The sequence below is a fragment of the Microcoleus sp. B3-A4 genome, from assembly GCF_036705385.1.
Classification (GTDB): domain Bacteria; phylum Cyanobacteriota; class Cyanobacteriia; order Cyanobacteriales; family Microcoleaceae; genus Microcoleus.
On record NZ_JAUBUI010000163.1, the window covers coordinates 1 to 4,256 of the forward strand.

The 4,256-nt window shown below is 45.4% G+C and carries 6 protein-coding genes; 5 read left to right on the forward strand and 1 reads right to left on the reverse strand.

What is annotated here, in order from left to right; all coding sequences use genetic code 11:
* Positions 1–22: 22 nt before the first annotated feature.
* Both QUB33_RS28730 and QUB33_RS28735 read left to right on the forward strand, forming a co-directional pair.
* Positions 23–277, forward strand: coding sequence for a hypothetical protein (locus tag QUB33_RS28730; protein WP_333357846.1), 255 nt, complete (start codon positions 23–25; stop codon positions 275–277).
* Entirely contained in the window at positions 274–792 is a 519-nt protein-coding gene (locus QUB33_RS28735; protein WP_333357849.1) for a hypothetical protein, read from the forward strand. Before QUB33_RS28730 ends, QUB33_RS28735 begins: the two co-directional genes overlap by 4 nt.
* Before the next feature lie 305 nt (positions 793–1,097).
* On the opposite strand, the gene QUB33_RS28740 is transcribed toward QUB33_RS28735, so the two are convergent.
* The gene (locus QUB33_RS28740; protein WP_242719202.1) at positions 1,098–1,331 is read right to left on the reverse strand and encodes a hypothetical protein; all 234 of its coding nucleotides are present in this window, start codon (positions 1,329–1,331) and stop codon (positions 1,098–1,100) included.
* A gap of 167 nt (positions 1,332–1,498) precedes the next feature.
* Here QUB33_RS28740 and QUB33_RS28745 point away from each other — a divergent pair, with 167 nt between their 5' ends.
* From QUB33_RS28745 to QUB33_RS28755, 3 genes are all read left to right on the forward strand, one after another.
* A complete protein-coding gene (locus tag QUB33_RS28745) occupies positions 1,499–1,705 on the forward strand; it encodes a ribbon-helix-helix domain-containing protein (RefSeq protein ID WP_006633396.1) in 207 nt (68 codons plus the stop codon).
* 117 nt (positions 1,706–1,822) lie between these two features.
* Complete coding sequence (locus tag QUB33_RS28750; protein ID WP_333357852.1) at positions 1,823–3,013, forward strand: M20 family metallopeptidase; 1,191 nt, start codon at positions 1,823–1,825, stop codon at positions 3,011–3,013.
* Positions 3,014–3,144: 131 nt separating this feature from the next.
* A complete protein-coding gene (locus tag QUB33_RS28755) occupies positions 3,145–4,185 on the forward strand; it encodes an ATP-binding protein (RefSeq protein ID WP_333357855.1) in 1,041 nt (346 codons plus the stop codon).
* The last annotated feature ends 71 nt before the right edge of the window (positions 4,186–4,256 follow it).

A 4,256-nucleotide genomic window follows, 5' to 3' on the forward strand; every position in this document is an offset into this window, starting at 1 on the left:
TGGCTGGCATACATTATAACTAATGAGCGCTTATTCTATATTTAGATTATACAATCTAGCTGCGTATCAGCTTATCATCAAGCAGCTTACTTATGAATTTGCTCTCCAGCAAACCCATACTGTTGCAGAGAGTGTATTTTTTATTCCTTGGTATTACACAGCAGAACCTGAGCCTGAGCCTTTGGGAGAAACTGAACAAAGCCTAGATATTAAAGGAATACAAATATTTAAGGCTAACTTTTTTCTTATCCAAAAGCTATACCTGGAAAACTTATGAATCAGAAAATAAATATTATAGGAATTTGCCCTGAAACTCTACTTTTCCAAAGCATTTATGTTCCTCTAATTTCCTTTAAAAATGAAGAACAAAAAAAAGCTGCTGAGGATTACATAACTGGGGAAGCAAGTAATTTTTTTGATATATTGTTGAAAGGTCAAAAAGTGAAACCACTAGCTTATCCACTACTTATCACAGAATTGGACTTTAAAAAAATTGATATGAGCTATTTTTATGAAAATCTCTTCTACGATTTGGAGCGAAAGCCTGATGGAAAGTTAGAAGCAAAAATAAAATGGGGTATCACTTTTGACGTAAAATGCGCTCCTATTGAGTTAAGTTCTGGTAGCGAAAAATCTCGTGGCTTTGGTCATAAAATAGCAGATAAAAATGGTAATGGTCGCCCATATCGTCGATATGGCACTATAGACATAAATAGAAAGCCAGTTTTTTACTACATTTACTTTACGCTTCAAGAAATACTGGACGTGATTAAACAATTACCAAACTCTTAAAAGTCAATAGTCCGGACACTTTTTATATGGCTGAATGGCTTATTCCATAGGACTTTGAAGCGAGTGTGGATAATTAAATCAATGTCACCTCTACCCCTGACTTGCATTTAATTCGACTTTTTTATGATGCTTGCCCTGTAAGGCTTGTAGTATCGTTCCAAAAACTGTCCGGAGTATTGAAAAGTCATAGCCTTACCAACTCGTGACTACATTCAAAAAGGCAACCGCAATTTAATTAATGGCAGTGCGGTTTGAAGATCTTGGCCGATCGCACTTCACAAAAAAAGTGCGATCGCCCTCCAAGATTATTCTTTCCAGTAACGGGTTAAAATCCGAATCACCTCACCCGCTATCGGCGATGGTAGAGGCGGGCTCCATTCCCCAACTTCTGCAAAACCTAAAACGTGCAACAGATTAACGATGCTGTCTACGGCTTTTGGAACGCCACACAACAGCAAACGAATCGGTTGCTTACCTTGAGGTACGTCAGGAATTTCTTCCCGGAGCAGTTCGGGAACCGACTTTGGCGGTGATATCATAGAGTTTCCTCCTAAATATGGGAGTTCAAGCCCCCACCGAACGATTGCAACTCTGAGCGGTGGGGGTTTGGTTTTTGGGTGTTTAGACTACTATAGCATAAACTAGATTGTGGTGTGCTACCTTGGCTTAAAAAAGCTCTAAAAAATTTGCAGTCAGCTAAAATGACATGGTGAACACGCTACCCCCAAACAATGTGAGTCCTGCAAAATCTCCCAGAGTTGCCTTTTACCCGCCGCCCGAAATTAAGGAGAAATTAGAGAAGCTGGCGAGCATTGAGCGTCGTTCGATGTCCCAAATGGCATTACTTTTGGTGGAGGAAGGGCTCGAAAGAGCGCAGAAGGAAGGGAGGTTCAATGAATCCAAAGACGATTAAGCCGCTGGAACAGGCAGGATGCCTGTTCTGGAGAATGGTGCTTGATGTGGGTTCACCCCCAAACATATGCGTTAACCTAGTTGACTACAACTTGTACCGCACTCCCCAACTAAATTCATGCTTCCCCGCATCAAAGAATTAGCCGCCACCCTAGCACCCCGCTTAATCGAAATTCGCCGCCACATCCACTCCCACCCCGAACTCAGCGGCCAAGAATATCAAACCGCAGCCTATGTAGCCGGAGTTCTCGCATCCAGCGGAGTCCGCGCGATCGAAGGAATCGGCAAAACAGGAGTGCTCGGCGAACTCAAAGGCAACAGCAGCGAGTCCCGCTGGCTGGCAATTCGCACCGATATGGACGCTTTGCCGATTCAAGAACGCACTAACTTAGAATTTGCCTCCCGCAACGAGGGAGTGATGCACGCCTGCGGCCACGACATCCACACCACCGTCGGTTTGGGCGCAGCAATGATATTGTCTCAGCTAGGGGAAAAATTGCCCGGTCACGTCCGCTTCTTGTTTCAGCCGGCGGAAGAGATTGCCCAAGGTGCTCAATGGATGATTAAAGATGGGGCGATGCAAGATGTTGACGGCATCCTCGGAGTGCACGTTTTCCCGACGATTCCCGGCGGTTGCGTGGGTATCCGGCACGGGGCACTGACGGCGGCGGCAGATGACATAGAATTGATTGTGATGGGCGAATCCGGCCACGGTGCGCGTCCCCACGAGGCGATCGACGCAATTTGGATTGCTTCTCAGATAATTACCACTTTGCAGCAGGCAATTAGCCGCACGCAAAATCCTTTGAGGCCACTGGTTTTGACGATCGGGCAAATTAACGGCGGACGAGCGCCGAACGTGATTGCCGATCGAGTAAAATTATTGGGAACCGTGCGATCGCTCCATCCGGAAACCCACGAAAACCTGCCGGCTTGGATCGAACAAATTGTCTCCAGCGTTTGCGGGACTTACGGCGCTAAGTACGAACTCACCTACAAGCGCGGCGTGCCGGGAGTCCAAAACGACCCAAAACTCACGCAATTAGTCGAAACTGCGGCTTTAGAAGCTTTAGGTCGATCGCGCGTCCAGATTTTACCAGAACCATCCCTCGGCGCGGAAGATTTTTCGATGTACTTAGAACACGCACCGGGAACCATGTTTCGCTTAGGAGTGGGACTGACTGACAAACCGAACTATCCCCTCCATCACCCGCAATTTGAGGTCGATGAAGCAGCCATCGTCACCGGCGCTGTCACCTTAGCCTATGCCGCCTACCAATATTGGAAACAGCATCCAGGTTCACACTAATAGTCTTCGACGTATGGGTGGTCAGCTAACTAACCGTAGGGTGCTTAGCCGGAAAAATGTTTAGTCTCTAGTAAAAACATTCAGCCCTGACCCACCCTACAATAACTACAAAAACTAATTTATAAAATTTTATGAATCTAGATTTCGATCGATTCTGCGACGCCTGCAACCCCAGTCACTCCCTGATATTGGGCAATGCCGAAGATCAGCGCTACTACATTGATTTTGCTGAGGTGCGTGGCGGAAAAGTTATTAACATACTCAAACGGACAATTACCCGTCTGGCACGAGATAAACCGACTTGCCAATTGTTTACCGGACATATTGGTTGTGGCAAGTCTACTGAATTGTCGCGACTGGAAAAAGAGTTGACAGATGAGGGGTTTCATGTAGTTTACTTCGAGTCAACACAAGACCTCGATGAAATGGATCTCGATTTGACGGATATCATGTTAGCGATCGCACGGCGAGTCACGCAAAGCTTGGAAGAGGGCAAAATTTCCTTGCAGCCCCAGGGCTTTAAAGAATTATTAAAAAACAGTTGGAATTTTTTACAGACTCCTGTGACTTTAGAAGCTGAAGGAGAACTTTTTGGCAATAAAGTTAAGGGCAATACAGAGGGAAATCTGGAATTTTCTTTACCTTTAGGCATCGCCAAAATCACTGCCAAAACTAAAAGCAATCCCGACTTGCGATCTAAACTGAGACAGTACATGGAACCGCAAGCTAATAAAATGTTAGAACTGATTAATCAAGAAATTCTTGATGTAGCAATTAATCAGCTAAAGCAGCGGGGGAAAAAAGGATTGGTGGTGATTGTTGACAACTTAGACAGGATAGTTTCTCGACCCAATGCAGCGGGGCGACTGTTGCCAGAATATATCTTTATTGACCGGGGCGATCAGTTGCGGAAAGTGAATTGCCATTTAGTTTATACCCTGCCGCTAGGATTGATTTTTGGCAATGAAAGTGAAATTTTGAAAAATCGCTTGGGAGGGGGAGTTGACCCGAAAGTTTTGCCGATGGTACCAGTAAAGAATAGAGGCGGGAGCAAATGTGTTGAGGGGATGAATTTGCTGCAGCGCATGGTGATGTCGCGGGCTTTCCCTGATGTGTCGCCAGAGGAACATATTACATTAATTACCGAAGTTTTTGACAGTCCTGAAACGTAAGGATTCAGGTCTGAAAAAGGGGAATGAGCTCAGGCCGAGCCAAGTCACAAGAATGGGCAGAAATAGCCTCA

Excerpts from the sequence above, each read along its gene's own strand:
- QUB33_RS28755 (WP_333357855.1), top strand. The coding sequence starts at position 3,145 with ATGAATCTAGATTTCGATCGATTCTGCGACGCCTGCAACCCCAGTCAC.
- QUB33_RS28730 (WP_333357846.1), top strand. The coding sequence starts at position 23 with ATGAGCGCTTATTCTATATTTAGATTATACAATCTAGCTGCGTATCAG.
- QUB33_RS28740 (WP_242719202.1), bottom strand. The coding sequence starts at position 1,331 with ATGATATCACCGCCAAAGTCGGTTCCCGAACTGCTCCGGGAAGAAATT.
- QUB33_RS28745 (WP_006633396.1), top strand. The coding sequence starts at position 1,499 with ATGGTGAACACGCTACCCCCAAACAATGTGAGTCCTGCAAAATCTCCC.
- QUB33_RS28750 (WP_333357852.1), top strand. The coding sequence starts at position 1,823 with ATGCTTCCCCGCATCAAAGAATTAGCCGCCACCCTAGCACCCCGCTTA.
- QUB33_RS28735 (WP_333357849.1), top strand. The coding sequence starts at position 274 with ATGAATCAGAAAATAAATATTATAGGAATTTGCCCTGAAACTCTACTT.